The following is a 985-nucleotide window of genomic DNA, read 5'->3' on the forward strand; positions in this document are numbered from 1 at the left end:
CACGTGCAGCACATCCTGCGCAAGTTGAACCTGACCTCTCGGGTCCAGGCAGCGGTGCTGGCTTCGTCTGATCTGGATCAAGCCTGACCCCAGGGAGTAGTTCTTCCGAACGACCCCACCCTGCCCACAGGAGGATACCCACGCCAAGCTGATCTCCTGACACTGCGCGACATGGAAAGGAATTGACCATGTCCACAAGCAACAGAAGAACAGCGATATCGGTCCTCGTCGTCAGCACACTGGCTTTCACGGTGTGCTTCATGGTGTGGATGATGTTCGGGGTCATCGGGATCCCACTCAAGAAGCAGCTGGGGCTGACCGCCACCCAGTTCGGCCTGCTGACGGCCACGCCCGTGCTGACGGGCTCCCTGGTGCGGGTGCCGCTGGGCATCTGGACCGACCGCTTTGGCGGGCGCATCGTGCTGTTCATCACCATGCTGCTGTGCGTGGTGCCGATCTGGCTGATGAGCTACGCCACCGAGTACTGGCACTTCCTGGTGCTGGGCCTGTTCGTTGGCCTGGCCGGCGGCTCGTTCTCGGTGGGCACGCCTTACGTGGCGCGTTGGTTCCCCAAGCAGCAGCAGGGTTTTGCCATGGGCGTGTTCGGCGCCGGCAACTCGGGTGCAGCCGTCAACAAGTTCGTGGCCCCGGTGATCCTGGTGGCCGCAGGCTGGGCCATGGTGCCGCAGATCTACGCGGCCATCATGCTGGGCACCGCCATCATCTTCTGGCTGGGCAGCGCGCACGATCCGGCGCACGTGGTGCCGGCGTCCAAGGGCGGCTTCATGGCCCAGCTCAAGGCCCTGAAGGACCCGCGCGTGCTCAAGTACTGCCAGTACTACAGCATTGTCTTCGGTGGCTACGTGGGCTTGAGCCTGTGGATGGTTCAGTACTACGTGGGCGAGTACGGGCTGGACATCCGCGTGGCCGCGCTGCTGGCCGCCTGCTTCTCGCTGCCTGGCGGCGTGCTGCGCGCCATCGGCGG

The 985-nt window shown here is 64.4% G+C and carries 1 protein-coding gene and 1 pseudogene; both read left to right on the top strand.

Features of this window, described 5'->3' with window-relative positions; genetic code table 11:
• Positions 1-87 (top strand): annotated as a pseudogene (locus B2W70_RS16375) (DNA-binding response regulator); the annotation flags it as partial.
• Positions 88-188: 101 nt separating this feature from the next.
• On the top strand, positions 189-985 hold a 797-nt coding region (locus tag B2W70_RS16380; RefSeq protein WP_286747282.1), incomplete at its 3' end, for an MFS transporter.

It is taken from the genome of Aquabacterium sp. UBA2148, assembly GCF_002328915.1.
Lineage (GTDB): Bacteria > Pseudomonadota > Gammaproteobacteria > Burkholderiales > Burkholderiaceae_C > Aquabacterium > Aquabacterium parvum.